This is a genomic window from Sphingopyxis sp. J-6 (assembly GCF_046603995.1).
Lineage (GTDB): Bacteria > Pseudomonadota > Alphaproteobacteria > Sphingomonadales > Sphingomonadaceae > Sphingopyxis.
In genome coordinates this window covers 2377293-2403430 of sequence record NZ_CP145810.1, presented here as the reverse complement: position 1 = coordinate 2403430, position 26138 = coordinate 2377293, and the positions used below count along the sequence as shown (strand labels likewise).

Below are 26138 nucleotides of genomic sequence, written 5' to 3'. Positions count from 1 at the left end.
ATATGTGTTGGCGTGGATAATGGGGCCGCGCGGCTGCGAAAGACGGGCGCGGCGGGAACAAGGGGATGACGATGCGTTTCCTTCGCAAGCTGATGATTGGATTGACCGCGCTGGTCGCGCTGCCGCTGGCGGCGCAGGGGCCGATACCGCCCGAACCGGCGAAAAAGGCCGTAACTGCGGGGGCGGCGGCGGCACCGAAAACGGGCCAGCCGGTCGCGCTCGACCGCGCCGACCTCGAGGCGTGGCTCGACGGCTATCTCCCCTATGCGCTGGAACGCGCGAATATTCCGGGGGCGGTCGTCGTCGTGGTGCGCGGCAATCAGGTCGTGCTCGAAAAGGGCTATGGCTATTCCAACGTCGCGAAGCGCGCGCCGGTCAACCCCGAAACCACGCTTTTCCGTCCTGGTTCGGTGTCCAAGCTGTTCACCTGGACCGCGGTGATGCAGCAGGTCGAGGCGGGGAAGATCGATCTCGACAAGGACGTCAACGCCTATCTCGATTTCAAGATTCCGCCCTATCAGGGCAAGCCGGTCACGATGCGCAACATCATGACGCACACCGCGGGCTTTCAGGAATCGGTCCGTTATCTGATCAGCAGCGACCCCAAGGCGGTGATGGCGCTGAAGCAGCAGATGCCGCTCGCGCTGCCCGACCGCGTCTTCGCGCCGGGTACGACGCCGGCCTATTCGAACTATGCCACCGCGCTCGCCGGCTATATCGTCGAGCGGGTCAGTGGCGAGCCGTTCGACAATTATGTCGAGAACCACATCTTCAAGCCGCTCGGCATGAATTATGCGACCTTCCGCCAGCCGCTGCCGGCGCGCCTCGCGCCCTTCATGTCGAACGGCTATCCCGACATCACGCAAAAGGCGCGGCCTTTCGAGATCGTCATCCCGGCCCCTGCGGGCAGCCTGTCGGCGAGCGGCGCCGACATGGGCAAGTTCATGATCGCGCACCTCAACGACGGTGCGGGGCTGCTGAAGCCCGAAACCGCGAAGATGATGCATGATTTCAAGGCGCCCGGCGTCGGCCCGCTCAACAGCATGGCGCTTGGCTTCTACGAACAATGGGTCAACGGCCACCGCGCGATCGCGCACGGCGGCGATACCGTCTGGTTCCACTCCTATCTGTGGCTGTTCCCCGATGCCGATATCGGCGTCTTCATCTCGATGAACAGCGCCGGCAAGGCGGGCGATGCAGGCGCGGTACGCAGCGCGCTGTTCCACAAATTCGCCGACCGCTACCTGCCCGGCACTGCAACGCCCGGCACCGTCGATGCCAAGACTGCCCGCCAGCATGCACAGATGATGGTCGGCCATTATGAGAGCAGCCGCGGCAGCTTCACCAACTTCATGAGCCTGTTCGGGCTGCTCGGGCAGGCGCAGGTCGGGCTGACCGAGGATGGCAAGCTCAGCATTCCGGGGCTCGACGGCCTTGGTGCGGGCGCGCGCGACTGGGTCGAGGTCGAGCCGTTCGTGTGGCGCGACACCGGCACCGGCGAACGCCTTGCCGCCGAAGTGAAGGACGGCCGGGTTACCCGCTGGAGCCTCGATGCCGGATCGCCGTTCATGGTGTTCGAACCCGCACGGGCAAGCGCCAACGCCGCCTGGCTCATCCCGGCGCTGATCGCGGCACTCGGCATCGTGTTGCTCGCGGCGCTCGCCTGGCCGGTCCGCGCGCTGGTCCGCCGCAACTTCGGTGCGACTTTCGCGCTCGAAGGGAAGGCGCGGCGCGCCTATCGCCTGTCGCGCCTCTTCGCCTGGCTGGTGCTGGCGGCGCTTGCCGGCTGGATCGGCCTGGTCGCTGCTTTCTCGGCCGATATCGGCAGCATCGGCGGTCCGCTCGACTGGCTGATCCACCTGCTGCGTATCCTGACCCCGGTCGCTGCGTTCGGCCTGCTCGCCACCGCCGGATGGCATCTGTGGCTGAGCATCAAGGACAAGCGCAAATGGACGATGAAGTTCGGCGCGGTGCTGCTCCTGCTCGCAGGGCTGGTGCTGGTCTGGGTGACGCTGGTCTTCCACCTCTACGGTTTTGGAATGGTATATTGATGACGACACAATCGGTACACAATCTGGCGCTCGACCTTCGGGTCGAGCGCTTTCCCTATCACCGGCCGTTCCGCATTTCGGGGCATGTCTTCACCGAAACCGAGCTTCTCGTCGCCGAAATTTCGGACGGGACGCACAGCGGGCGCGGCGAGGGTGCCGGCGTCTATTATCTCGGCGACGACATCGCCCATATGATGTCGGAGGCCGAGCGCGTGCGCGGTGCGATCGAAAGCGGCGCGACGCGCGAGGATCTGCAGCAGTTCTTGCCGCCGGGCGGCGCGCGCAATGCGCTCGATTGTGCCTATTGGGATCTCGAGGCGAAACAGGCCGGCCGGCCCGTCTGGGACCTCGCGGGCCTCGATGCGCCGAAACCCCTGCGGTCGACGATGACGCTCGGCGCCGACCGGCCCGAGGTGATGGTGGAAGGGATGCTGGCATTCGATCCCGAGACCCCGATCAAGGTCAAGCTGACCGGCGATGTCGAGGAGGATATTGCCCGTGTCATCGCGATCCGCTCGGCGCGTCCGGATGCGTGGATCGGCGTCGATGCCAATCAGGGCTATAGTATCGAGACGTTGCCGGGTCTGCTCCCGACGCTCGTCGCGAACGGCGTGTCGCTGCTTGAACAGCCGCTCCGGCGCGGGCGCGAAGCTGACCTCGACGGCTTCCAGCGGCCGCTGCCGTTCGCCGCCGACGAAAGCGCGGTAACGCTCGCCGATACGGCTTCGCTGGTCGGTCGGTTCGACGTCGTCAACATCAAGCTCGACAAGTGCGGCGGGCTGACCGAGGGGCTCGCGATCGCGCGCGAGGCGCGGCGGCTCGGGCTCGACGTGATGGTCGGCAACATGATGGGCAGCAGCCTGTCGATGGCGCCTTCCTATGTGGTCGGGCAGCTCTGCGACATCGTCGATCTCGACGGACCAATCTTCCTGGCCCGCGACCGCGAGCCGGGGGTCCGCTATGCCGGAGGCATGATCCATTGTCCGGCAGAAATTTGGGGCTCTCCTGTCACCCCGGCGCAGGCCGGGGTCTCGCCTTAGGGTCAGGACGCCCCGGCGAGATCGCGGCTTTTGCCGGGATGACGAAATAAACTGTAACTTTTGTCCTAAATGGGTTGACATTTTTCTGATCAGGACAATAGTCTTGAGAATGAAACTTACCTGAGGTGGAGGGTGGAATGACATCATCATTCCCGATGACGCGCCGCGCACTGGTTGCCGGCGCGGTGGGTGCGGCTGTGTCTATGCCGATGATCAATCGCGGTGCTTATGCCTTCGCTGCGGCGCCGGGGCGCAGCTATTCGCGGCGGGCGGTCGACCTTGTCGGCGCGTCGCTGGTGATCGACATGTTGGCGCCGCTCAAGATCACGCTGTCGGAAGATTATGTCGCGCATCGCCTGACCGATGCCGAGGCGGAGGAGTTTCGCAGCAGTGGCATCACCGGTTTCCACAATGCCTATGGGCTCGGCGGGCCGAATGCGAAGCAGCAGGCGCTGGAATTCCTCGCCGGCTGGCAGGGTTTTGCGGGACGTAACAGCCATGTCTTCACGCTGGTCGATGGCGTCGCCGATCTCGATCAGGCGAAAAGGGACCGCAAATGCGCGGTCATCATGGGCATCCAGAATGCCGAACAGTTCCAGAGCATCGAGGATGTCGCGCTGTTCCGCCGGCTTGGCCTGCGCTGCGCGCAACTCACCTATAACAGCCAGAATATGATCGGGTCGGGCAGCACCGAACGCGTCGATGGCGGCGTCAGCGATTATGGCGCGGCGATCATCGCCGAAATGGAAAAGCAGAAGATGCTGGTCGACGTGTCGCATTGCGGCGACAAGACGACATTGGATGCCATCGAACTGGCCAAAGGGCCGATCGCGATCACCCACAGCAATGCCCGCGCACTGATCGACCATCCGCGCGTCAAGACCGACGAGGCGATCAAGGCGCTCGCGGCGAAGGGCGGGGTGATGGGGATCACCGGGGTGCGCATGTTCATTCGCGCGACCGATCCGACCAATGTGGGCCATATGGCCGACCATATCGACCATGTCGCGAAGCTGGTCGGGATCGACCATGTCGGCATCGGTTCCGACGCCGACCTCAACGGCTATGACGATATGAAGCCCGACGAATATGCTGCTCTGAAGGGCAGCTACAAGGGCAGCTACGCCTTTCGCGACAAGATCGACATCGACGGGTTCGATCATCCGAAGAAGGTCTTCGACCTGACCGAGGAACTGATCCGTCGCGGATATTCCAACGAAAATATCACAGCCGTGCTCGGGGGCAATTTCCGCCGCCTGCTCGCTCAAGTCTGGGGGTAAGACGATGAAAAAGGGATTTCTTATTGCAGGAAGCATGGCCGCGCTGACGGCGGCGATGCCGGCCGGGGCGCAGGAAGCGGAACTCGCCGAAGCTGAAAGCGAAGTGATCGTCGTGACGGCACAGAAGCGCGAGGAAGCGCTTCAGGATGTTCCGATCTCGATCACCGTCGTCAACGGCGAGGCGCTGCGCGATCAGGGTGCCGGATCGCTGGTCGACTATGCCGGTTATGTTCCCGGGATGACGGTAATCAGCTCGCAGCCCGGTACGTCGATCATTTCGCTTCGCGGTATCGCGCCGGTGGGTTCGGCACAGGCGGTCGGCATCTACCTCGATGACGCGCCGGTGGGATCGAGCAGCCTTTACGCCCGCAGCGCGACCTATTCGCTCGACCTGATGCCGTACGACATCGCCGGGCTGGAAATCCTGCGCGGGCCGCAGGGAACGCTTTACGGCGCAAGCTCGATCGGCGGTTTGCTGAAATACCGGACCGTCGCGCCGAGCACGACCGATTTCAGCGTCAAGGCCGGCGGCGAACTCTTCACGATCGATCATGCCGGCAATCCGGGCTGGGCGGCGCAGGTGATGGTCAATGCACCGATCGTCCAGGACAAGCTCGGGATGACGGGCAGCTTCTCGTGGCGCAAGACTCCCGGCTTTGTCAGCTCGGTCAACAATCCGGCGCTGAACGACGCGAATTCGGTCGAACAGGTCGGCGGCCGGGTGAGCCTGCTCTGGAACGCGACCGAGGATTTCACCGTTCGCCTCGGCGGCATCTGGCAAACCATCGACGCGAACGCGACCAATAACGTCGTTTCGACCGTCGCGGGCGTTCCCCTTGGCGACGGCTGGTCCTACAACGCCTTCTTGCCCGAGCCTTTCCACAAGAGCATCGATTATTATTCGGCGGTGCTCGACTATGACCTCGGCTTTGCAACGCTGACCTCGGTTTCGACCTATAGCGAAACCAAGACCAGCAGCGTGCAGGATGCCTCGCTCGTTTTCGGTGTCGCGTTCCCGGCGCTGAGCGGCGGGGCGGTGCCCGAAGGTCTCGCGCCGTTCAGCATCGAGCTCGGCCTTGAAAAGTTCACGCAGGAAATCCGCCTCGCGTCGCCGAGCAACGACCGCTTCGAGTGGATGATCGGTGCCTTCTACACCAAAGAGACCAGCGAGAATCACCAGTTGGTCCGCACCTTCGACTTCTCGGGCGAACCGAACCTGTTCGACCCGGGCGCTATCGTGTCGCTGCCCTCGACGTTCAAGGAAATGGCGGTGTTCGCGAATGCCACGGCCTATTTCGGCGACATGTTCGCGCTGTCGGGCGGCCTGCGTTACGCCAAGAACAAGCAGAACTTCCAGCAGATCAGCGAAGGCCCGTTCATCGGCGTTGCCAATTTCACCGGCTCCTCCAAGGAAGATGTCTTCATCTACAGCATCAGCCCGCAGATCCACATCAGCGAAGATGCCATGCTCTATGCGCGCGTCGCCAACGGCTATCGTCCCGGCGGCCCGAACGTCGTGTTCCCCGGGGTGCCGCCGCAGGTCGCGGCAGACACGCTGGTTAATTACGAAATCGGCTTCAAGGGCAATCTGGGCAGCACGCTCGCGGTCGAGGTGGCCGGTTTCTACATGGACTGGACCGACATTCAGGTGGTGCAGCCCTTCGGCGGCGTGACGGGACAGGCCAATGGTCCGTCGGCGGTCAGCAAGGGCGTCGAAGGCACCGTGACCTGGCGACCGGTGCGCGGATTGTCGCTGGTGGCGAGCGCCGCCTATGCCGACGCGAAGCTGACCGCCGATGCGCCCGAAATTTCCGGCGTCGACGGCGCGCGCCTGCCCAGCGTGCCGAAATTCACCGGGTCGGTGCAGGCCGATTACAGCTTCGGGATCGGCGAAAATGCGTCGGGCAAGGTCGGTTTGGGCCTGCGCCATTCGTCGCGGCTGGCATCGCTGCCTTCCAGCAGCCCGAATAATCTGTGGTCGGACCCCTATACGGCGCTCGATGCCAATGCCGCCGTCACCTTCGACGACCATTGGACGGTGCGCGTCTATGCGCGCAATCTGACCAACAAGCGGGCATCGACGCAGCGCAGCTATACGTTGAACGCCTTTGGCGCGCAGGCCTATCAGACGAACGTGCCGCTACAGCCGCGCACGATCGGCGTCGCGCTCGACATGGCTTTCTGAGCGAATTGGAGTTGAACCAGATGAACGCGCCGACCGGCAGGCTTGCCGACAGCCTCGTGCTGCCGCAGCCCTATCTTCTCTTCCTCGGCGATACGGTGGAGGCGAGCTATGCCAAGACCGCATTCGGCCTTGCCGACTGGGCGCCCGATCGCTGCGTCGGCGAAATGGCGATCGGCGGTTGTACGGTAACCACCGGCCTTGCACGTCTCTCGCCCGCCGATGCGCGGGCGGCGGGTGCCCGGTCGGTGGTGATCGGGGTCGCGAACCAGGGCGGCGTGCTCGCCGATAGCTGGGTCGCGGCGCTGATCGACGCGATGGAGGCCGGGCTCGACGTGATCAGCGGGCTGCACGTCCGGCTGGCGAGCGTGCCTGCGCTTGCCGAGGCGGCGCGCCGTACCGGCCAGCGGCTCATCGATGTGCGCACGCCGCCGGTAGGCATCCCGATTGGCAACGGGCGGAAGCGCAGCGGCAAGCGGTTGCTTACCGTCGGCACCGACTGTGCGCTCGGCAAAAAATATACTGCACTGGCGCTGCACCGTGCCTTCGTCCAGCGCGGCATCGATGCCGATTTTCGTGCGACCGGCCAGACCGGGATCATGATCGCCGGCGGCGGTATCCCGATGGACGCGGTGATTTCGGATTTCGAGGCAGGCGCCGCCGAAATCCTCAGCCCAGACGCGCCCGACGCTCACTGGGATGTCGTCGAGGGACAGGGCTCGATCTTCAACCCCGCCTATGCCGCGGTGTCGCTCGGACTGCTTCACGGCAGCCAGCCCGACGTCTTCGTCGTCTGCCACGACCCGGCGCGCACGGTAATCCTCGGCATGGAAAGCTTTGCGATGCCGAGCGTCGACGAGGTGATCGACCTGACCATCCGCCTCGGCAGCCGGACCAATCCGGCGATCCGTTGCGGGGGTGTCAGCCTCAATACCTCGGCCTATTCGGCCGAAGAGGCCGAAGCGCTGATGACGGCGGAAAGTGAGCGACTCGGTCTGCCCGTTGCCGATCCCATTCGCGGCGGCGCGGCGTTCGACGCGCTGGTCGATAGCTGTCTCGCATGAGTGTGGGCGAGACGGCAGCGGGATCGAGCTGGTTCCAGCGCTTCCTGCTGCCGGGTTTCGCGCTGAAAGCCGTCATCATTGGTGGCGGTTATGCCACCGGGCGCGAACTGGCCGAATATTTCGTGCCGTCGGGGCCGTGGGGCGGGCTCGCTGCGATGCTGCTCGCAACATTGATCTGGAGCGTCGTCGCGGCGCTCACCTTCGCGCTCGCCCGCAAGCTCGGCGCCTATGATTATCGTGCCTTCTTCAAGGGATTGCTCGGCCCGGCATGGGGTGCGTTCGAGGCCGCCTATATCATTTTCGTCATCCTGATCCTCGCCGTGTTCGGCGCCGCGGCAGGGGCGATCGGCGCCGCGACCTTCGGCTGGAGCGAATGGATGGGCCCGCTCGTGCTCGCCGCGAGCATCATTGCGGTGACGTCGTTCGGGACCGGGATCGTCGAGCAATTGTTCAAATATGCCTCGATGCTGATCTACGCGGTCTATGCCCTGTTCATCGTTTTCGCGCTCGTGAGCTTCGGGGGGCTGATCGGCGATGGTTTCGCCAACGCGCCGCCGCCGTCGGGCAACTGGATGGCGGGCGGGATCACCTATGCCAGCTACAACATCGTCGGCGCAGTGGTGATCCTTCCGATATTGCGCCACCTGACCAGTCAGCGCGACGCGGTGATCGCGGGGATGATCGCGGGGCCGCTGACCATGCTGCCCGCCATTTTGTTCTTCGTTTCGATGATGGCCTTTTATCCGGCCATCGGCACCGAAACCTTGCCATCCGATTTTCTGTTGCGTCAGATGGCGGTACCGGGCTTCCACATCTTGTTTCAGCTGATGATTTTCGCGGCGTTGCTCGAAAGCGGCGTCGGTGCGATCCATGCCATCAACGAACGGTTATCGGGCGTCGTCGAAGCGCGCGGGCGCCCGCCGCTCTCGACCGCGGCGCGCGCCGTCATCGGCGCCGTCATCCTCGCGGGATGCATGTTCGTCGCCGGCCGCATCGGGCTCGTCGACCTCATCGCCAGCGGATACCGCTTCCTCGCCTGGCTGTTCCTCGTCGTTTTTGTCGCGCCGCTGCTGACTATCGGTGTTTACCGCCTGCTGCGGGGCACTCCGCCTTCCCAACTGGAGACTGCATCATGACCTCCGCCCGTCTGATCACCTTGTCGCTCCTGCTCGGCGCCGCCGTCCCGGCGTGGGCCGAGCCGCCGAAGGATATTGCCGAACAGGTCGAGACGCTGCGGCAGGAAATCGGTGCCCCCGGCGTGTCGATCGCGATTGTCGAGGATGGCAAGACGACGCTGTCGCGCGGCTGGGGCGTGCGCAAGCTCGGCGAGCGCGCGCCGGTCGATGCACAAACGATCTTCCAGACCGGTTCGACGGGCAAGGCGATGACCGCGGCGGCGCTCGCGATCCTCGTCGACGAGGGCAAGATCGGCTGGGACGACCCGGTGATACAGCATATGCCATGGTTCCGCATGTACGACCCCTGGGTCACGCGCGAGATCACGATCCGCGACCTGCTGGTCCATCGCAGCGGGCTCGGGCTCGGGCAGGGCGATCTGATGTTCGTGCCGCGCACGCATCTGACGCGTAAGCAGACGGTCGAGCGGGTCGCCTACCTCAAACCGCAGACGAGTTTTCGCTCGTCCTATGCCTATGACAACATTCTCTATGCCGTCGCAGGGCAGTTGATCGAGGAGGTCACCGGACAAACGTGGGAAGCCTTCATGCGCGACCGCGTGCTGCGGCCCGGCGGCATGAAGAACGCGACGAGCGACAGCGAGGACCGCTTCCGTATTCCGAACCGTTCGTGGCCGCATGCGCGGCTGTCGGGGCCGCTGCGCGGGCTCGGCGACCAGCAGGCGCTGAACGAACGCGACGAACTCGGCCGCAACGGCGCGCCCGCCGGCGGGCTCGCGCTCAGCGCCGACGACATGGCGGCGTGGCTGAAAATCCAGCTTGCGCACGGGGCGCTGCCGAACGGCAAGCCGTTGTTCAGCGAAGCGCAGGCGGCCGAGATGTGGAAGCCGGTGACGATGATGCCGATCACCCCGCTGCCCGACGCGCTGAAACCCGCGCAGCCGACGATGCAATCCTATGCGCTCGGTTGGCAGGTGCAGGATTATCGCGGCCACCAGATCATCTCGCACGGCGGCGGCGTCTTCGGGTCGATCACGCGCGTCGTGATGATCCCCGAAAAAAATGTCGGCTTTGCGATCATGATGAACAGCGAAGAGAGCGGCATGCTGCTCGGGCTGACGTACAAGTTGCTCGACCATTATCTCGACCAGCCCGACGAAGGCTGGACCAAAAAATGGCAGGATTGGTACAAAGAACGGCTTGCCGGCGGCGTCGAATATCTGAAGCAGGCTCAGGCAGCTCCGGCGAAGGTCGGCCCGTCGCTCGACCCGGCGCGCTATGCCGGGCGCTACCGCGATCCCTGGTACGGGGATGTGGTCGTCGCATCGACGCCGCAGGGGCTGACCATCGACTTCACCTCGACCCCGCGCATGGCGGGTCGGCTCAAGCATTGGCAATATGACAGCTTCGTCACCGATTTCGACGATCCGGCGATCGAGCCCGCCTATGTGACCTTCGCACTCGACGCCGACGGCAAGGTGACCGGCGTGACGATGAAGGCGGTGAGCAAGATCGCCGACTTCAGTTGGGACTATCACGACCTCGACCTGAAACCCGTGGAGGACAAGAAGTGAAGCGGATCGCGATCCTCGCGGCGGCGACCGCGCTGTCGGCCTGCTCGACCGGCGGCGAAAAGCCCAAGGCGCCCGAGGCCCCGCTGCACAGCCGTATGCTGGTGCTCGACACCCATCTCGACACGCCGCTGCATTTCGAGCGCAAGGGCTGGAATTTCGCCGACCGCCACGACCTCGCGACCGACCTGTCGCAGCTCGACATCCCGCGGATGAAGGACGGCAATCTCGATGGCGGCTTTTTCGCCATCTATACCGATCAGGGACCGCTGACCCCGGCGGGCTATGCCGCGGCGCTCGACCATGCCCGCAAACGGTCGGACCTGATCGACCGGACCATCGCGACGCACAAGGATGCGATCGGCCCGGCGCTGACCGCCGACGATGCACGGCGGCTCAACAAGGAAGGCAAGCTGATTGCCTTCAAGTCGATCGAGAACAGCTATCCGCTTGGCGAAGACCTGTCGCTGCTCGAGGAATTCTACAAGAAGGGCGTGCGGCTGGCGGGGCCGGTGCATTCGAAGGACAACCAGTTCGCCGACAGCGCGACGGGCGAGGGGCGCTGGAAAGGGCTGAGCCCGCTCGGCAAGCAATGGGTTGCCGAAATGAACCGGCTCGGCATCGTGATCGACGCGAGCCATTCGTCGGATGCGACCTTCGACCAGATCCTCGCGCTGTCGAAATATCCGATCCTGCTCTCGCATTCCAGCCTGCGGTCGGCGAACGACCATCCGCGCAACCTCGACGAGGGGCGGCTGAAGGCGCTCGCGGCCAAGGGCGGCGCGATGTGCATCTCGACGATCTTCCTGTCGGACATGAAGATGTCACCCGAACGCGCCGAACTGTTCGGCAAATATGAGACGATCGGTGCGTTGTCGCCGGCCGAGCAGGCGGACCTCACGCGCCGCTGGCGCGAACTCGACAAGACTGAGACGATGTGGGCGGCCGATTTCGAAAAATATATGGCGATGGTGCTGCGCGCGATCGAGGTCGGCGGCGTCGATCATATCTGTTTCGGCGCCGACTGGGACGGCGGCGGCGGGCTGACGGGGATCGAGGATATCTCGGCATTGCCCAAGGTCACCGAGCGGCTGAAAGCGGCAGGCTATTCGGACGCCGACATCGAGAAGATGTGGAGCGGCAACATCCTGCGCGTGCTCGCCGCACAGGGCAAAGGCCGATGATCCGTACGGCCTTGCTGGCTGCTGCGCTGATGCTGGGCGCTGCTCCCGCGTGGACGCAGGACGCCGCGCCGGCCGATCCCGCGCCACGCGCCGACCATCATATGCATATCCAGAGCAAGCTGATCACCGAGCAGCTCCGCGCGATGCAGGCGGCCGAGCCCGATATATTCGACGGAATCTCGGCCGATCTGTTCGCCGAGCGCACTGGGGCCGACGCGCTGCGCGAACTCGACCGGGCGGGCATCGACAAGGGTGTGCTGCTATCCACCGGCTATATGTTCGGTTTCACCGCCGTGCCGATGGAGCCGGCGGTCAGGGCCGAAAAAATGCGCGGCGAAAACCGCTTCAACGTCGATGCCGCGCTGGCATCGAAGGGGCGGCTCTTCGCCTTTGTGGGCATAAATCCCTTCGCAGCCAATGCGTTCGACGAGCTCGACTATTGGTCGAAGCAGCCCGGCGCATCGGGGGTCAAGCTGCACCTCGGCAACAGCGGGTTCGATACGGCCAATGCGGAACAGGTCGAAGCGCTCGGCCGCTTCTTCGCCGCCGCGAACAAGGCGCGGATGCCGCTCGTCGTCCATTTGCGCGGCGCGGCACCGTTCAGCGCCGCTAGCGTCAATATTTTCCTCGACCGGGTCGTTTCGCAGGCGGGCGACCTGCCGATCCAGATCGCTCATGGTGGCGGCTATGCCGGGATCGATCAGCCGACGCTCGACGCGCTCGCTGCCTATGGCGATGCGATCGCTCGCAAGGCCCCGGGTACGGCCAATCTCGTTCTCGATATTTCGGCGGTGATGCAGTTCGATCCGTCCAAGCTGCCCGACGCCAAGACCTCGACCGAAAAACGCAGCTATGACGAACTTCGCGGCATTTATGTCGCGGGAATGCGCAAGATCGGGCTCGATCGGTTCGTTCTCGCCAGCGACTGGCCTGCGATCGCACCACCCGCCGAATATTTCGCCGCGGAAAAGCTGGCGCTTCCGGTAACGCCGGCCGAATGGAAGCAGCTTTGCGAAAATGTGGCGCCCTATCTGCGCCCCGAATGGCTGGCAAAGCGGGAGGCGGCCGGCGAGGCGGCGGCGCGCTAGTTCAGCCCGCCTGTTCGGCCATCCGCAGGCCGAGTGTCGCGGCGTTCTGGACCGCTTCCTCGCGGCTTGTCGCCCGCAGCTTGCGCATGACATTCTTGAGGTGCCATTTTACCGTTTCGGGCGCGAGGTTCAGCGTCCGCGCGATCTCCTTGTTCGACTCGCCGGCTTTCAGCGCGCCCAATATGTCGATTTCGCGTTCGGTGAGGAAAGAGAAGTCCTCTCCCGGCGCGGTCGCATGATGCCCTTCCAGCCGGTGGTCGCGGCGCGACGGATCGGCGAGTTTGAGCAGCGCGAGGAACGAACCCGACGAATAGGCCTCGCTGCAGAAATTCTGCACCGCACGGACGCCGGTGACGTCGAGAACATCGACGATGGTACGCCGGAAACCGGTGCTCGCCGCGTGATTGAGGAACCGCACGGTTTCGAGCGCGACCATCTTGTCACAGCGCCCGCTGAGCTGGGGCAGGATGTTGAACAGCGTGGCCGAAGCGCGCAGTTCGGCATCGTCGGCGTTCGAAGCCAGCCGCAACAGCCGTTCGGCGACCAGCGTCAGGCGCGGACGATCGCCAAGGGCAATCGCTTCATAAGCACGCATTTCGGATAACAGGGCAAAGGCACGGCCCGGCGCCGACAGCGGATCGCATACCGCCGCGTCCTCGTCGGCGATGGCGATGACCGCTTCGGGGTCGATCGTCTGCGGCAGGCGAAGGCGCGCGCGCTCGATGACGCACAGCGCCTTCAGCGGTGCCCAGTTGCGTTCGAACGCGATCACTTCGGCGCGGTCGATCAGCGAGGCCGCGCGATCGGGCTGATCGAGCCCGGCCGCGGCGCGGATGCTGACGAGAAGAGTCTGGATCAGCGCGTCCTGAAAACAGCTTCGCGCAAGGTGAGGGAGCGCATCGGCCGCCAGTCCGGCGGCCTTGCCGACCTCGTCGCCTTCATAGGCGCATCGCGCCAGCGCGGCGTCGATCAGCGCGGTGGCGAGGGTAGGTGTGGCGGCGCCGCTCCTTGCCTCGCGCAGCACGCGTTCTGCCTCGCCCAACTGGCCCTGCGCGCGCGCGGCGCCCGCGCGAGTGCATATCGCCAGAGCAAAGGGCAGGTCGAGTGGGCTTCCGGCGCTGCGTAGCGACAGGGGACGGATCGCGTCATGCACCAGCCCGAACAACCCGCGTTTCAGGGCGCCTTGCGCCTGCATGACGCGGATCATCGACACCGCGAAGGCCGATGCGTCGCCCGGCGCGGCCAGAAACCGGTCGCATGTTTCGATCACCGCCTCGGGCCGGTCTTCGACGCAGGCCCGGTGGAACAGGGCAAGCGCGTGGGCTTCCGCCGCTCCGGTGCTTTCCAGCGCGGCAATTGCCCCGTTGGCGTCGCGATCCGCGGTCAGGGTCAGGAGCCATGCATGGGCTTCCGGAAGGCCGGGCGTCGTCTCGACCTCGGCGGATGCGAGCCGTCCCATCCAGCCGGAAAGCGTCGCGATGTCTCCGCGTTCGAGCATCGAAGCGGCGACGCCGGCGATCAGCGTTGCCGCTTCGCCGGAATCGCCGCACGCCAGAAGTTGTTCGATCGCCTCCGCCGTCATGCCCTGCGCCGCATAATATCGTGCGGCCACGCGGTGCAACTGGCTCGCCTGACCCGGTTCGGCGATATCGAGGCGCGATTGAAGCGCGGCGCGAAAGGCGGGATGGAGGCGGTACCAAGTGCCGCCCGGGCGCGGCGCGTCGACGAAAACGCCCCGCGCCGCGAGGTCTTCGAGCAGCCTGGCGGGCTGCTTTTCGCCGCCGAGCAGACGGCACAGATCGGCGCTGAGAGAGGGGGCGATGCCGTAACGTTGCAGGAGCAGTTGCGCTGCGGGGGGCAGCTCGTCGAGCAAGGCGGCAAAATAGGCGTCGAGACGGCCGGTCAGCGCCCGTGAATCGGTGAGGTCCGGAGAGGGCGCCGCGCGCATTAAAAGCCTCAGTCCCGCCGGCCAGCCTTCGAGGACATTGTTGAGCGCCGCGCAGCCGGGTGCATCGACCGGCGTTCCGGCGTTCTGCAGGAACATATGGATCTCCTCGTCGGTCAGCCCCAGATCGGTGCGTCCGACGTGCAGCACCATGTCGCGGCGCTCCGCCGCTTCGATCTGCACGGCGGGCTGCGCGCAGCCCGCCAGCACCAAGCGCAATTGCTGCGACGGATGGCGGAGCAACCGATTGAGCACGTCGATCGCGCGCGCGTCGGTCAACCGGTCGACATCGTCGAGGACGAGGAGCAGCGGCCGGTCTGCCGCATCGATCCGCTGCGCGAGGATATCGGCGAGGATCGGGGTGGAAGCGGGCGCGGACGGCTCCCCGGCGATGCCGTCCTCGGCGGACGCATGGCGTGCGATGCGGACGGCTTCGAAAACATGGGCGATGGCGGCCGGTTCATTGTCTTCGGGATCGAACGAAACCCAGCCGGCGTCCCATCCGATGCCCTCGGCTTCGGCAAACAGCGTCGCGCAAAAGGCGGTCTTGCCATATCCTGCGGGCGCCCGGACCAGACAAATCTCGCGCTCGGCCAATGCATCGAGCCATCGGGCGCGCCGGTCGCGGCCGACGAGGTCGGAGGGAAAACGCGGCGGCATGAACTTGCGCGGGGCGAAGGGCGTGACGCCGTGCGCCCTTGCCGCTTCGCGCGGCGGCCTGATGTCTGTCCTCGATCCCGGCTGGATGGTCATCGCTTGCCCTCCATCTGTTTACGCTGGCTATCGCGCCCGCGCGCGAACGGCAAGGCGAAGCGCTCATCCCCCCCATCGCTCCCCCCGCCGCCTTGTCTGTCGTACCCGCGCCGGTCGCCATAGCCTCTATCCCGACGAAGGCCTTGCACAGAACGGGCCTCCAACCACGGGAGAGAAGGCGTGACCAACAAAGCTTTTCTGGCAACCTGCCTGTCGACCACGATGCTGATGGGATGGCATGGCGCCGCATCGGCCCAAGAGGCGCCCGTGGCTCCCGAAGCCACCGGGACGGAGAGCGGGGGGATCGCGGAGATCGTCGTCACCGCGCAGAAGCGCGAACAGAGGTTGCAGGATGTTCCCGCGGCGGTGTCGGCGATCGGCGGCGATGCGCTCGCGGCGCGGGGCATCAATGAAACCTCCGACCTGATGGGTGCGGTGCCGAGCCTCCAGATCTCGACGCCTTACGGCAAGACCCAGCCGAACTTCTCGCTGCGCGGGATTTCGGTCGCCAACGAATTCTCCGCATCCACCGCGTCGCCGGTCGGCGTCTACGTCGACGAGGTCTATCAGAGCTTCCGCGCCAGCCACGGCGGGCAGCTTTACGATATCGACCGCGTCGAAGTGCTCCGCGGTCCGCAGGGCACGCTCTATGGCCGCAATACCACCGGCGGCGCGATCAGCTTCTTCACCCGGAAACCTAAGCTGGGCGAAGACGAGGGCTATTTCACCATCGGCTACGCCAATTACGACACCAAGACGGTCGAGGGCGGTTTCGAAAAGACGTTGATCCCCGACGTCCTCGGCATTCGCATCGCGGGGACGGTCGCGAAGGGCGACGGCTGGCAATATAATCCGGCGCAGGATCGCCATGTCGCCACCACCGATTCGATGGCCGGCCGCATTTCGCTGCGCTGGAAGCCGACCGACACGCTCGACATCAACCTGAAAGCCTATGCGGCGAAGGACGATCCCTGGACGGCCAACGCCTATTCGATCGGCCAGTTCGCGAACGGCGAGGATATCGTCGGCTATTCGCGCTTCAATCCCGCGCAGAACGGCGGCCGCGCGCTCGGCAAGAACGAGGTATCCGCCGATCAGGGGGGCAAGTCGCTCTCCTCGTCGAAGGGCGTCGCACTCAACATCGCGCTGGAACTCAATGACTATTTCACGCTGACCTCGATCACCGGCTATGACACGGGCAAATACAGCATCTCGCCCAACGACTGCGACGGCTCGCCGCTGGACGTCTGCTCGATCCGGTTCAACAGCACCAGCAAGAACTTCAACCAGGATCTCCGCCTGAACTACTCCGACGACAATATCGATTTCGTCGGCGGGCTCTATTACGGCAAGGACACCATCAAAACGCGGAACGAGCCCGACTTCTTCGGTGCTCTCAGGCCTATGCTACTGGGGCTGGGCGTTCCCGGCGGTTACAACAACGCCCCGATCGGGACGCCTGACTCTATCCGCGTGCTCCCTGCGTTTGCGCTCGATCCGACCCTGACCCCGGGCTCGGCGGGCTTTTGCGACCCCGTCGTCGTCAACCCGAACGGCTTTTTTGATGCGCGGACGCTGGTCGCGTACCAGACCGATGCCGCGATCAACAACTCGGGCAATTTCCCCGCCGGCGGTGCCTATTATCAGGGATGCCTCGCCGCCGGCGCGGGCCCGTTCGGCCCGATCCTGGGCGAACAAAAGTTCGACGTCCAACGCCCGTCCAAGGCGATCTATGGCGACCTGACATGGAAGGCCACCGACCAGCTCACCGTGGCCATCGGGCTCCGCTACACGATGGACAAGGTGAAGTTCCGCAACGGCAGCACGATCATCTACGCCCTCGATGGCGTGACGCCGGTGGTCAACCTGATCCCCTATGCCTTCCCCTACGACCCCGACCTGCCGACGATGAACCTGCAGGAAAAGGCGAACCGTCTGACCGGCCGGGCCAATATCAGCTACAAGTTCACCGACGATGTCATGGGCTACGTCCAGTACAGCCGCGGCTATCGCAGCGGCAGCTATAACGGTCTCGCCTATCAGGGCACGAACCAGGTCTATTATATCAAGCCCGAAAAGGTGAACGCTTATGAAGGCGGGTTGAAGACGCAGTTCCTCGACCGCCGCGTCCAGCTCAATCTCGCCGGCTTCTATTATGATTATTCGAACCAGCAGACCACGCAGGTCGTCGGTGCGACCACCTTCACCCGCAGCGCCAACGGTCGCGTCTGGGGCGGCGAGGCCGAACTGACCGTCGCGCCAGCCGACGGCCTTCAGCTCAACGCATCCTTCGGTTACCTCAACAGCAAATATAGGGGCAATGTCGTCGACCCGGCCGACCCCGCGACGCAGTTCACGCGCAACGTCAACGGCAATCCCTTCCCGAATGCGCCCAAGATCACCTTCAACGCGGGCTTCGACTGGGATATTTTCGAGCGTGGCGACAGCAAGCTGACGCTGCGCGGCGACGCCAGTTACATGGGCAAATATTATTTCGATGCCTTTGGCGACTATGGGCTCGATCCGTGTGACAAGCCGGGCGCGCCCGGCGCCGTCCGCCCCGCCGGCGTTGCCTTTACCTGCGGCAATCCGGGTTACTGGCTCTTCAACAGCCGCCTGACCTACAAGGCCAACGACAATCTGTCGGTCAGCGCGTGGGTCAAGAATCTGACCAACAAATATTACTACACCTATGGCCTCAATATCGATGTCTTCGGGCTCGATTATCTGAACCGCGGCACCCCGCGGACCTACGGCGTCGAAGCGACGTTCAGCTTCTGAACCTCCGGAGCAGGGAACGGCGGGCACCCCCTCCCGCCCGTCGTTCCCGATCCCGATATTTACGAGAGGAGCGTCGCATGATGCGATTTACGGGCAAGAGCGTACTGATCACGGGCGCCGCGCGCGGCATCGGCCTCGCCGCAGCGCAGGAGTTCGCGCGCGAAGGGGCATCGGTGACGATCACCGATATCGATGCCGAAGAAGCGGAACGCGCGGCCGGGGCAATCCGCGCCGAGGGGCTGAAGGCCGAGGCGCGGCGGCAGGACGTCGCCGACGAGGCCGCGTGGGAAGCGCTGGTCGCCGACGTCGTGGCGCGCGAGGGCAAACTCGACATTCTCGTCAACAATGCCGGCATGGGTTTCCTGAAATCGGTGGTCGATACCGATATCGCCGAATGGCAGCGCTTGATGGCGGTCAACCTCGAGAGTGTCTTTCTCGGCGTGCGCGCCGGGATCGCGGCGATGAAGGAGCGGGGCGGGGTGATCGTCAACGTCGCCTCGATCGCCGCGAACGTCGCCGAGCCGCTGTTTCCCGCCTATAATGCCAGCAAGGCCGGGGTCGCGATGCTGACCAAGGCGGTCGCGGTCGATTGCGCGCGCAAGGGCTGGCCGGTGCGGATCAACTCGCTGCACCCGGGATATTGCGAGACGAAACTGGTCGCCGATGCAGTCGGGGCGCTCGGCGACGAGGCGGCGGGCTTTGCCGCCGCGACCGCCGCCGCCATTCCGCTGGGCCGCATGGCGACGACGCGCGAGATTGCGCGGCCGCTGCTGTTCCTCGCCAGCGACGACGCGGCGTACATGTGCGGCAGCGAACTGATCGTCGACGGTGGCTACACCGCAGTTTGACCAATGAAATCAATCAAAGAGGGATCGGGGTTATGAGCAAGAAGAAACCTGTCATCGTCTATGGCGCCTCGGGCTACACCGGCCGCCTCGTCTGCGAATATTTGCGCGAACTCGGCATTCCGTTCATCGCGGCCGGGCGCGACGCGAAGCGCGTGCAGGAGGTGATGGACAAGATCCCCGGCATCGAAACCGCCGACTATGAGGTCGCCGAGGTCGATCATAGCGTCAAGGCGCTGACCAAGCTGTTCAAGGACGCGAAGGTCGTGTGCAACATGGTCGGGCCGTTCATCAAATATGGGCCCGAAACGGTCGAGGCCTGCCTTGCCGCGGGCGTCCATTATCTCGACACCACCGGCGAGCAGGACTGGATGCTGCTGGCGCAGGAAAAATGGGGCGATGCCTTCGCCAAAAAGGGCCTGCTGCTGTCGCCCTGCGTCGCGCAGATGTACACGACCGGCGAGATCGCGGCGAACATCGCACTCGAGACGATGCCCGGGCTCGACACGCTCGACATGCTCGTCCTGTGGAAGGGTTTCCCGACCTATGCCTCGGTCCAGACGATCTTCACGATCCTGAAGGCCGACTGGTATTATCTTGAAAACAATAAATATGTTCAGTGGCCGACGCTGACCGCGACCGAATGTCAGGTGCCTGGCCAGCATGCCACCGCGCTGACGCTGCCGTGGGGCGGAACGTCGCACCCGATCTGGTTCAAGGATGACCCGCGCGTCTCGACGGTCAAGGTCTATGGCGGCGTGTTCGCGCGCGAGGTCATGGACAATGTCGTCAACATGACGAAGATGATCGACACCGACATCAAGCCGCTGCCCTTCGCCGAACAGGAAGCGGCGCTGTCGAAGATGGCGGAATCGGTGCAGGGCGACATGCCGCCGCGCGAGAATCCGCGGCTCAACACCAGCATCGATTCGGTTTACGCCTCGGGGCCGCTCGGCCGGGTGCATGTGTTGATCCACGGCAATTGCAATTACAAGCAGACCGGGCTGATGCAGGCGTGGTGCGCCGCGAACCTGCTCCAGCAGCCGCCGCGCCGTGCCGGCTTCGCCTCGGCCTGCCAGGCGTTCGGGCATCGCGAGATTTTCGGGGCGATGCGCCAGTTCGGCCTCGTGCTGAAACCGATCGTCACCGTCAACGACTGAGGGGAGGGCGGCGATGCGGCTGGTCGACTGGCTCGACAAGGGGGCGTCGCTCGGCGCCTATGCTCCCTGCCTGACGATGGACGGCGAAAGTCTGTCCTATGGCGAGGTGCAGGCGTTGACGCACCGTGTTGCGCGCGGGCTCCACGCGTCGGGGATCACCGCTGGCAAGCATATTGCGATCCTGTCGGGCAACGATCCGGTCGCCTTCGCCTGTGTCTTTGCCATCTCGCGCGCCGCCGCTATCTGGTGTCCGATCAACCCGCGGAACGAAGCGGCCGAAAACGCCTACGTGCTCGACAATTTCGACTGCGCGGCCTTGTTTTTCCACAGCAAATTCGCCGAACTGGTCGACGCGCTCAGGAAGGATCTGCCCAAGCTCGAGCTGCTTGTCTGCCTCGATGCCGAACAGCCCTTCGCGCAGTCGCTCGACGAGTGGCTGGCGGGCGCCCCCGACACCCCATTCACGGCGGCGCCCGTCAGCGATCTGGCGATGATCCCCGGCACCGGCGGAACGACCGGGCACCCCAAGGGCGTCATGCTGACGAACCGCAATCTTGAAGCGATGACCGCGCTCACCCTGATGGGTTATCCGTTCGAGGGGCGGCCGGTCTATCTCGCGATGGCACCGCTCACCCATGCGGCGGGCGTGCTGGCTTTTCCGATCATGGCGCATGGCGGCGAGATCGTGATCATGCCCTATCCCGATATCGGGGAGTTCCTAGCGCTCGCGGCGCGGCACCGGGCAACGCATACGTTTCTGCCGCCGACGCTGATCTATATGCTGCTCGACCATTCCGACCTTGCGGCGACGGACCTCTCTTCGCTGCAATGTTTCTGGTACGGCGCGGCCCCGATCTCGGCGGCACGGCTCGAAGAGGCGATCGGCAAGCTCGGCCCGGTGATGGCGCAGCTTTTCGGCCAGACCGAGGCGCCGATGATGATCTCGATGATGGCACCGAAGGACCATTTCAATCCCGACGAAACGATCGCACGCCACCGCCTGTCGTCGGCCGGCCGGCCGGGGCCGCTGGTGCAGGTCGCCATTCTGGACGGCGAGGGCCACCCGGTTCCGCAGGGTGAACGCGGCGAGATCGTCGTCCGCGGCTCGCTGGTGATGGACGGCTATTACAAGAACGCGGCCGCGACCGCCGAAGCGACCGTGGACGGCTGGCACCGCACGGGCGACATCGGCTATCTCGACCCCGACAATTTCCTGTTCATCGTCGACCGCGCCAAGGACATGATCATCACCGGCGGCTTCAACGTCTATTCGGCCGAGGTCGAGCAGGCATTGCTGGCGCATCCGGCGGTGCAGGACGGCGCCGTGTTCGGCCTGCCCGACGACAAATGGGGCGAACGTGTCTGCGCGGTTGTCCAGCTTCGGGCGGGGCAGAGCGCCGATCCGCAAGCGATCATCGCCCACGTCAAGGCGGCGATCGGCAGCGTCAAGGCGCCGAAAGAGCTCGAGATATGGGACGACCTGCCGCGCTCGAAGGTCGGCAAGGTGCTGAAGAAGGACATCCGCGCGGGCAAGCTCGCGACCCTCGATCAGCCATAGCTCGATTGTGGCGCCAGCGGCATTTCGGCCGCGGGCGCGCACAGTTCGACGATATCCCGTCCCAGCGCCCGGACCACCGCGATGTCCGAATCCCACGCGAACATGAAGCGGGCGCTGCCGCCGATGAAGGTGTAGAACAGCCAGCCGCGCTCGCGCAGCCCGTCGAGCACCGCGTCGGGGGCGCTGAGGAACACCGAATTGGCTTCGACGGGGAAGGCGAGCCGGACGCCGGGGAGACCGGCGATCGTTGTCGCGAGGCTGGCGGCGCAGCCATTGGCATGGCGGGCGTTGCCCAGCCAGGCGCCGCTTTCGAGCAGCCCGATCCATGGCGCCGACAGGAAGCGCATCTTCGAGGCGAGCTGCCCCGCCTGCTTGCACCTATAGTCGAAGTCGGTCGCGAGGCTCGTGTCGAAGAAGATGATCGCCTCGCCCGCCGCCATGCCGTTCTTCGTGCCGCCGAAGCACAGGACATCGACCCCGGCGCGCCAGGTGATGTCGGCCGGCGCGCAGCCGAGCGTCGCGCAGGCATGCGCGAAGCGGGCACCATCCATATGGAGCTTCAGCCCCAGTTCGCGGCAGGTCGCCGAGATCGCGCGGATTTCGTCGATCGAATAGACCTGCCCGGTCTCGGTCGGCTGGGTGATCGTCACCACGCGCGGCTTGGGGAAGTGAATATCCGACCGGCCACAGGCGAGCGCGCGGATCGCCTCGGGGTTCAGTTTTCCGTCGGGAGTTTGCGCGACGAGCAGTTTCGACCCGTTCGAGAAAAATTCGGGCGCGCCGCACTCGTCGGTTTCGACATGCGCCGACGAGGAACAGATCACGCTGTGATAGGATTGGCAGAGCGCGGCGAGCGCGAGCGAATTGGCGGCGGTGCCGTTGAACGCGAAAAACACCTCGCACTTCGTCTCGAACAGCGTGCGGAACGCGTCCGCGGCGCGCTGCGTCCATATATCGTCGCCATAGGCCCGCGCCGAGCCGTCGTTGGCGGCGGCCGTCGCCGCCCAGGCTTCGGGGCAGATACCGGCATAATTATCGCTGGCGAATTGTTGCGGCTTTCCTGTCATGTCGAACTCCCTTTCGAAATATCGAGAAGCGGTTCGACGCAGGTGCGGCTGATGGTCCCGTTTTTTGCCGGTCCGGCCACATCCCCCGTCGTTGACGGGGTACCACCTTGCTCGGGAGCAGGTTGGTGTCAGGCGTCGGCCCGACTCTTGATGTATGGCCGCCCTTTAGTCGGCGGCGGGGGCGGCGTCAATCCGGAGGACCCGATAGCCCTGCAATCAGGATAATTTCGGCCGCGGCGGCTGATGCCCGGCATAGCCGGTGAACGCCTGATGGAGCTGTGTCAGCCTTTCGAGCCGCTGTTCGACGCGCGTCCCGATCGTCTTGATCACGCTGTTGACGAGCAGGTTGACGGCGCAGACCAGCGCGACGGGCGAACTCCAGAACATCCCCGTCTGCGTCGGCACGGCCAGCACATGCGGCGTAAACCGCGGCGCCCAGTCGCAGAACAGGTCGGTGAGGACGATCAGCGGGATGCCCTGCTGGCTCGCTTGCTCGGCGAGCAGATAGGACTGGCGCGAATAGCGGCGGATATCGATGACGACGAGGCAGCGGTCGGTCTCGTCGGCGGCGAACACGTCGGCATAATTGCCCGCGCTGAGGTCGACCAGGCCGACCCCGTCGCGCATGAATTGCAGATGGTTGGCGAGCAGCATCGCAATCCCGCGTTCGGTCTGAAATCCCGCGATCTGGACGCGCCGCGACCGGGCGAGCAGTTCGACCGCCTTCGCGAATTGCGGGGTCTCGGCAAGCCTGTAAACTTCGATCAGCGACTTCATTTCGCGCTGGATGCTCGTTTCGCTTTCGTCCCCGGCATCGCCCGATTCGACGAACTCGGCAAGCTGGTCGCCCATCAGCCAGGGAAAACCTTCTTCGCTATTGTCCTTCAATTCATTCTTCAGCGCCTTGAAGTTGCGATAGCCGAGCCGGCGGGCAAAGCGGCCGATGGTGATTTCGGCGACCCCGACCTTGTCGGCCAGCGAAAGCGCCGTCTCGAACGCCAGCGTCGCATAATGGCCGAGGATATAGGCCGCGATCGCGCGTTCGGCCGGCGAATAATGTTCGAGGTCCGCCTGCAGCCGCTGAAGCAGCGGCACATTGGGGATCGCGGGCCGATCGGTGTTCTGGTCGCTCATGTCCCCATTCCCTTCGGCGTTATGTTAGTAATTTTGTCAAAACTATCAATTGACAGAAATATGTCAAATCACTTTTAATCAAGTCACACCGGCCCCGCATCTCGGGAAATGGGGCCGTTCGATGATCACTGGTCGTTTGAGGGGAATGGGCAATGAACGGGCTTTGCCGGAACGGGTATCGGGTTGGATCGCGCCGCACGCGGCTGCGGCTGGCAGCAGGGGCGCTGGCGATGCAGGCGGCGCTCGCGGCAACGGGCGCTTATGCTCAGGAAGCAGGCGAAAGCGGCGAAGGCGATGCGATCGTCGTCAGCGGCTACCGCTACCTTGCCGAGGACACCAGCGGCACGACCGGGCTTCCGGTGCCGATCGAGAAGGTCCCGCAATCGATCAGCCTCGTCAGCGAAGACTTCATGGATGCGACCGATGTCCGCTCGCTGGGGGATGTTGCACAATATACGCCAGGCGCGCTGTTCGACGGCAATCCGGGCGGCACCGCGTCGATCGTCAAGCTGCGCGGCTTTGCCGCCGGCAATGCGATCGACGGGCTGAACGTCGGCGCGCTCGATTACGAGCCCGACTTCGCGACGCTCGAACGGCTCGAAATCGTCAAAGGCCCGACGTCGGTGGTCTATGGCGCCGCCAATCCCGGCGGGATCATCAATCAGGTGACCAAGAGCGCGAAAGCGAACACGCCTTCGCATATCGAATTGCTCGGCGGTTCGTGGGACCGCTGGCGGATCGAGGGGCAGGTCGCCGCGTCGCTGAACACGGCGGGCACGGTCAATGTGATCGGTATCGCCGCCCACGAAGAGGCGGACAGCTTCATGCAGCGCGTCGATTCGGCGAAGACGGTGCTCTACGCCGGGATCGATGCCGAGCTGACGCCCGGCCTCACCGGCTATATCCATGGCGGCTATGAACGCTATCGGCGTACCTCGTTCGACGGCATCCCGACCTTTCCCGACGGATCGCCGGCGCCGGTCGGCCGGTCCTTCTTCATCGGGTCGGGCGATTTCGACCTTGTGACCCCGGTCGTGCGCGTGAACGGCGGGCTGGACTGGGAGGCGTCGGAGGCGCTGTCGGTCAGCTTGAAGCTCAACTATCTCCGTTCGAACACGACGGGAGAGAGCGGGTTCGGTTTCGGGCTTGAAGAGAATGGCGACTTCTTCCTCGCGATCAACAACATCACCAAAAGCGTGACCAAGGCGTTCAGCGCCGGACTTTCGGCGGTGTACAAGCTCGACGACCTCGGGCTGGCCGACAGCTTCGTCACCGTCGCTGCCAATTATCAGCATTACGACACGAAGCAGGCCGGGACGATCCCCGATATGCCGGAAGGCGATGTGGCGAACATTTTCGACGGCGTCGACGCGATCGAGGCGCTGTTCAACACGCGGACCTATCCCGGGATCTTCGATTACAGCCTCAATCGCCGGCTCCGCTATTTCACCCTGTCGACGCAGGCCAACATCAAGGTCGCGGAGCCGCTGACGCTGCTCGGCGGCATCAGTTGGGCAAAGCCCGATGTGAGCAAGCAATCGGGCACGGCGCCGTGGGAGGATTTCAGCGGCAACAGCCAGACCAGCCTGCGCCTCGCCGCGACGCTGGAGCCGGTGCAGGGCCTCAACTTCTATCTGTCGTACAGCGAATCCTTCCAGCCGCAGTTGTTCATCGACGCGGTCGGCGACGTGCTGCCGCCGCTGACCGGCGAGCAGTATGAGGCCGGGGTCAAATATGTGTCGCCCGACCGGCGGCTGTTGCTCACCGCGGCGGTCTTCGACGTCCGGCAGGCCAATCAGGCGCGCTACGACCAGACCATCGACCTGATCGACCGCTATTCTCCGGTCGGCAAGGTGCGGCACCGCGGCTTCGAATTGCAGGCGGTCGGTGAGGTTGTGAAGGGCTGGCAGGTCAACGCCGGGCTCGCCATCCTCGATCCGACAATCCGCGAGGATGACGATCCGACGCTGATCGGGAAGACGGTCGCCTTTCTGCCCAAGAGCACGGCGAGCCTCTATACCAGCTATGAATTCGGCGGCGGCGCTTTCGTCGGGGGCGGCATCCGTTATGTCGATTCGGTGAAGACCGACATCGATCGCGCGACGCGCGACCTGCCGTCTTATGTATTGGCCGACGTGTCGGCGGGCTATGATTTCGAGCGTTTCCGTGTCCAGCTCAACGTCAAGAACCTGTTCGACAAGCATTATTTCGTGAACAACTATCAGACGCTGTTTTACGGCAATGTCGTCGGTGAACCGCGGAGCGTGACGGTTTCGCTGCGCGCGAACTTCTGATCGTC

Annotated in this window: 17 protein-coding genes and 1 riboswitch; of the genes, 14 read left to right on the top strand and 3 right to left on the bottom strand. The window is 64.5% G+C overall.

Annotated elements, in window-relative coordinates; genetic code table 11:
- The first annotated feature begins 71 nt into the window (after nucleotides 1-71).
- The 9 genes from V6U71_RS11590 to V6U71_RS11550 all read left to right on the top strand — a co-directional run bounded on the left by V6U71_RS11590 (nucleotide 72) and on the right by V6U71_RS11550 (nucleotide 12596).
- Nucleotides 72-2051 carry a serine hydrolase domain-containing protein gene (locus V6U71_RS11590; RefSeq protein WP_411338616.1) on the top strand — a complete coding sequence of 660 codons (1980 nt, stop codon included), beginning with the start codon at nucleotides 72-74 and terminating at the stop codon, nucleotides 2049-2051.
- The gene (locus V6U71_RS11585; RefSeq protein WP_411338615.1) at nucleotides 2051-3091 is read left to right on the top strand and encodes a dipeptide epimerase; all 1041 of its coding nucleotides are present in this window, start codon (nucleotides 2051-2053) and stop codon (nucleotides 3089-3091) included. Before V6U71_RS11590 ends, V6U71_RS11585 begins: the two co-directional genes overlap by 1 nt.
- Nucleotides 3092-3228: 137 nt before the next feature.
- Nucleotides 3229-4371, top strand: coding sequence for a dipeptidase (locus V6U71_RS11580; RefSeq protein WP_411338614.1), 1143 nt, complete (start codon nucleotides 3229-3231; stop codon nucleotides 4369-4371).
- A gap of 34 nt (nucleotides 4372-4405) precedes the next feature.
- Complete coding sequence (locus V6U71_RS11575; protein WP_411338613.1) at nucleotides 4406-6556, top strand: TonB-dependent receptor; 2151 nt, start codon at nucleotides 4406-4408, stop codon at nucleotides 6554-6556.
- Nucleotides 6557-6576: 20 nt separating this feature from the next.
- Nucleotides 6577-7617: a DUF1611 domain-containing protein gene (locus V6U71_RS11570; protein ID WP_411338612.1), complete on the top strand. Its 1041-nt coding sequence runs from the start codon at nucleotides 6577-6579 to the stop codon at nucleotides 7615-7617.
- Entirely contained in the window at nucleotides 7614-8753 is a 1140-nt protein-coding gene (locus tag V6U71_RS11565) for a hypothetical protein (RefSeq protein ID WP_411338611.1), read from the top strand. Before V6U71_RS11570 ends, V6U71_RS11565 begins: the two co-directional genes overlap by 4 nt.
- Nucleotides 8750-10327, top strand: coding sequence for a serine hydrolase (locus V6U71_RS11560; protein WP_411338610.1), 1578 nt, complete (start codon nucleotides 8750-8752; stop codon nucleotides 10325-10327). The genes V6U71_RS11565 and V6U71_RS11560 overlap by 4 nt, the downstream gene beginning before the upstream one ends.
- Entirely contained in the window at nucleotides 10324-11508 is a 1185-nt protein-coding gene (locus V6U71_RS11555; RefSeq protein ID WP_411338609.1) for a dipeptidase, read from the top strand. Before V6U71_RS11560 ends, V6U71_RS11555 begins: the two co-directional genes overlap by 4 nt.
- A complete protein-coding gene (locus V6U71_RS11550; protein WP_411338608.1) occupies nucleotides 11505-12596 on the top strand; it encodes an amidohydrolase family protein in 1092 nt (363 codons plus the stop codon). The genes V6U71_RS11555 and V6U71_RS11550 overlap by 4 nt, the downstream gene beginning before the upstream one ends.
- Nucleotide 12597: 1 nt before the next feature.
- Here the strand turns inward: V6U71_RS11550 and V6U71_RS11545 are convergent, their stop codons facing one another.
- On the bottom strand, nucleotides 12598-15294 hold the full coding sequence (locus V6U71_RS11545) for a LuxR C-terminal-related transcriptional regulator (RefSeq protein ID WP_411338606.1): 2697 nt from the start codon (nucleotides 15292-15294) through the stop codon (nucleotides 12598-12600).
- A 180-nt stretch (nucleotides 15295-15474) separates the two neighbouring features.
- Here V6U71_RS11545 and V6U71_RS11540 point away from each other — a divergent pair, with 180 nt between their 5' ends.
- The 4 genes from V6U71_RS11540 to V6U71_RS11525 all read left to right on the top strand — a co-directional run bounded on the left by V6U71_RS11540 (nucleotide 15475) and on the right by V6U71_RS11525 (nucleotide 21638).
- The gene (locus V6U71_RS11540) at nucleotides 15475-18075 is read left to right on the top strand and encodes a TonB-dependent receptor (protein ID WP_411338605.1); all 2601 of its coding nucleotides are present in this window, start codon (nucleotides 15475-15477) and stop codon (nucleotides 18073-18075) included.
- Between the two features lie 77 nt (nucleotides 18076-18152).
- Complete coding sequence (locus V6U71_RS11535) at nucleotides 18153-18923, top strand: SDR family NAD(P)-dependent oxidoreductase (RefSeq protein WP_411338604.1); 771 nt, start codon at nucleotides 18153-18155, stop codon at nucleotides 18921-18923.
- Between the two features lie 32 nt (nucleotides 18924-18955).
- Nucleotides 18956-20080, top strand: coding sequence for a DUF5938 domain-containing protein (locus tag V6U71_RS11530; RefSeq protein WP_411338603.1), 1125 nt, complete (start codon nucleotides 18956-18958; stop codon nucleotides 20078-20080).
- 13 nt (nucleotides 20081-20093) lie between these two features.
- Entirely contained in the window at nucleotides 20094-21638 is a 1545-nt protein-coding gene (locus tag V6U71_RS11525; protein WP_411338602.1) for an AMP-binding protein, read from the top strand.
- Here the strand turns inward: V6U71_RS11525 and V6U71_RS11520 are convergent.
- Nucleotides 21629-22705, bottom strand: a complete 1077-nt coding sequence (locus V6U71_RS11520) for a threonine aldolase family protein (protein WP_411338601.1) — start codon at nucleotides 22703-22705, stop codon at nucleotides 21629-21631. The two genes, V6U71_RS11525 and V6U71_RS11520, sit on opposite strands and share 10 nt — an antisense overlap.
- A 50-nt stretch (nucleotides 22706-22755) precedes the next feature.
- Nucleotides 22756-22864, bottom strand: a riboswitch (SAM-I-IV-variant riboswitch).
- Between the two features lie 57 nt (nucleotides 22865-22921).
- On the bottom strand, nucleotides 22922-23839 hold the full coding sequence (locus V6U71_RS11515; protein ID WP_411338600.1) for a MurR/RpiR family transcriptional regulator: 918 nt from the start codon (nucleotides 23837-23839) through the stop codon (nucleotides 22922-22924).
- 152 nt (nucleotides 23840-23991) lie between these two features.
- Between V6U71_RS11515 and V6U71_RS11510 the strand changes: the two genes are divergently transcribed.
- On the top strand, nucleotides 23992-26133 hold the full coding sequence (locus V6U71_RS11510) for a TonB-dependent siderophore receptor (RefSeq protein ID WP_411338599.1): 2142 nt from the start codon (nucleotides 23992-23994) through the stop codon (nucleotides 26131-26133).
- Nucleotides 26134-26138: the final 5 nt, after the last annotated feature.

What these genes read in the sequence shown, in the direction of transcription:
- V6U71_RS11580 (WP_411338614.1), top strand. Translation starts at nt 3,229, where the DNA reads ATGACATCATCATTCCCGATGACGCGCCGCGCACTGGTTGCCGGCGCG.
- V6U71_RS11535 (WP_411338604.1), top strand. Translation starts at nt 18,153, where the DNA reads ATGATGCGATTTACGGGCAAGAGCGTACTGATCACGGGCGCCGCGCGC.
- V6U71_RS11590 (WP_411338616.1), top strand. Translation starts at nt 72, where the DNA reads ATGCGTTTCCTTCGCAAGCTGATGATTGGATTGACCGCGCTGGTCGCG.
- V6U71_RS11520 (WP_411338601.1), bottom strand. Translation starts at nt 22,705, where the DNA reads ATGACAGGAAAGCCGCAACAATTCGCCAGCGATAATTATGCCGGTATC.
- V6U71_RS11575 (WP_411338613.1), top strand. Translation starts at nt 4,406, where the DNA reads ATGGCCGCGCTGACGGCGGCGATGCCGGCCGGGGCGCAGGAAGCGGAA.
- V6U71_RS11565 (WP_411338611.1), top strand. Translation starts at nt 7,614, where the DNA reads ATGAGTGTGGGCGAGACGGCAGCGGGATCGAGCTGGTTCCAGCGCTTC.
- V6U71_RS11570 (WP_411338612.1), top strand. Translation starts at nt 6,577, where the DNA reads ATGAACGCGCCGACCGGCAGGCTTGCCGACAGCCTCGTGCTGCCGCAG.
- V6U71_RS11545 (WP_411338606.1), bottom strand. Translation starts at nt 15,294, where the DNA reads ATGACCATCCAGCCGGGATCGAGGACAGACATCAGGCCGCCGCGCGAA.
- V6U71_RS11585 (WP_411338615.1), top strand. Translation starts at nt 2,051, where the DNA reads ATGACGACACAATCGGTACACAATCTGGCGCTCGACCTTCGGGTCGAG.
- V6U71_RS11510 (WP_411338599.1), top strand. Translation starts at nt 23,992, where the DNA reads ATGAACGGGCTTTGCCGGAACGGGTATCGGGTTGGATCGCGCCGCACG.
- V6U71_RS11525 (WP_411338602.1), top strand. Translation starts at nt 20,094, where the DNA reads ATGCGGCTGGTCGACTGGCTCGACAAGGGGGCGTCGCTCGGCGCCTAT.
- V6U71_RS11550 (WP_411338608.1), top strand. Translation starts at nt 11,505, where the DNA reads ATGATCCGTACGGCCTTGCTGGCTGCTGCGCTGATGCTGGGCGCTGCT.
- V6U71_RS11515 (WP_411338600.1), bottom strand. Translation starts at nt 23,839, where the DNA reads ATGAGCGACCAGAACACCGATCGGCCCGCGATCCCCAATGTGCCGCTG.
- V6U71_RS11560 (WP_411338610.1), top strand. Translation starts at nt 8,750, where the DNA reads ATGACCTCCGCCCGTCTGATCACCTTGTCGCTCCTGCTCGGCGCCGCC.
- V6U71_RS11530 (WP_411338603.1), top strand. Translation starts at nt 18,956, where the DNA reads ATGAGCAAGAAGAAACCTGTCATCGTCTATGGCGCCTCGGGCTACACC.